The sequence below is a fragment of the Deltaproteobacteria bacterium genome, from assembly GCA_011773515.1.
Classification (GTDB): Bacteria; Desulfobacterota; Deferrimicrobia; order J040; family J040; genus WVXK01.
In genome coordinates this window covers 4,968-5,908 of the sequence record WVXK01000073.1, presented here as the reverse complement: position 1 = coordinate 5,908, position 941 = coordinate 4,968, and the positions used below count along the sequence as shown (strand labels likewise).

Sequence of the window (941 nt, the reverse complement as noted above, 5' to 3'; positions counted from 1 at the left end):
CCCGATTGTTACCGGAAGGGGTTCTTCCTGATAATCGTCGAGTTCCTCTCCGGGCCGACCGACACCATCACGATCGGTATGCCCGTCAGTTCCTCGATGCGCCTGATGTATCTCCTGGCCTGCTTGGTCAGGTCGGAAAACTCCTTGGCCGTCGTGATGTCCTCGCTCCACCCGTCGAGCTCCTCGTATACGGGCTCCACCCTCTCCAGAAGGTCGATCTCCGGTGTCAGGTGATCGATGATCTCCCCGTTCATCCGGTAACCGACACAAATTTTTATCCGGGGCAGGCCTGTCAACACGTCAATCTTGGTCAGCGCAAGGCCGTCGAACCGGTTCAGCCTCGCGGCGTAGTTCACCACCATCGCGTCGAACCAGGCGCACCTCCTCGGCCTTCCCGTCGTCGAGCCGTACTCGTTGCCCGCGTCCCTGATATATTGTCCATCATCATCGAAGAGCTCCGTGGGGAACGGGCCGCCCCCAACCCGGGTCGTGTACGCCTTCGCGACGCCGATGACGGTCTCTCTCACCTTCACCGAAATGCCCGCGCCCGTCGCCACGGAACCCACCACCGTGTTGGACGACGTGACGAAGGGATAGGTCCCGTGGTCAACGTCGAGCATTGCCCCCTGCGCGCCTTCGAAGAGTATCTTTGCCCCCTTCCTCATCTCGTTGTCGAGATACAAAGAGGTGTCCACGATATGGGGTTTGAGAAGCTCCCCGTACTTGAGATACTCATCGTATACACGCTCCATGTCGACGGGGGGCTGGCCGTAATAGCCGGTGAGGATAAAATTGTGGAGGTCGAGGATGTTTGAGAGCTTATCCTTCAATATCCGGGGTTTCAGGAGGTCAGCAACCCGTATGCCCACCCTCGCCATCTTGTCCGCATAGCAGGGGCCTATTCCCCTCGACGTGGTACCGAGCTTTTTCTCCCCCAGTTT

Annotated in this window: 1 protein-coding gene; it reads right to left on the bottom strand. The window is 58.8% G+C overall.

Annotation, left to right across the window (positions count from 1 at the left end):
* Positions 1-8: 8 nt before the first annotated feature.
* On the bottom strand, positions 9-941 hold a 933-nt coding region (locus GTN70_08485), incomplete at its 5' end, for an adenylosuccinate synthase (protein ID NIO17021.1).